The following is a 222-nucleotide window of genomic DNA, read 5'->3' as shown; positions in this document are numbered from 1 at the left end:
GGCCCGGCCCCCCCCGCCACTTGGAGAGGCTCGGCCGCCGCGACGTCACCCTGATCATCACCGGGGGCCTGCGGGTCCCGGCCGACTTCGTCAAGGCGCTGGCCCTGGGCGCGGACGCCGTCGCGGTGGCCAACTCCGCGATGCAGGCCATCGGCTGCCTGGGCATGCGTGCGTGCCACACCAACAACTGTCCGGTGGGCATCGCCACCCAGCGACCGCACC

Annotated in this window: 1 protein-coding gene; it reads left to right on the top strand. The window is 74.3% G+C overall.

The features are described 5' to 3' along the window. The coding region (locus D452_RS28450; RefSeq protein ID WP_193374247.1) for a glutamate synthase-related protein at positions 1–222 on the top strand (222 nt) is incomplete at both ends.

This window comes from Nocardiopsis prasina DSM 43845 (assembly GCF_000341265.1).
Taxonomy (GTDB): domain Bacteria; phylum Actinomycetota; class Actinomycetes; order Streptosporangiales; family Streptosporangiaceae; genus Nocardiopsis; species Nocardiopsis prasina.
Note: the sequence above shows the minus strand (reverse complement) of the source record. Positions and strands in the feature narration are given on the sequence as shown.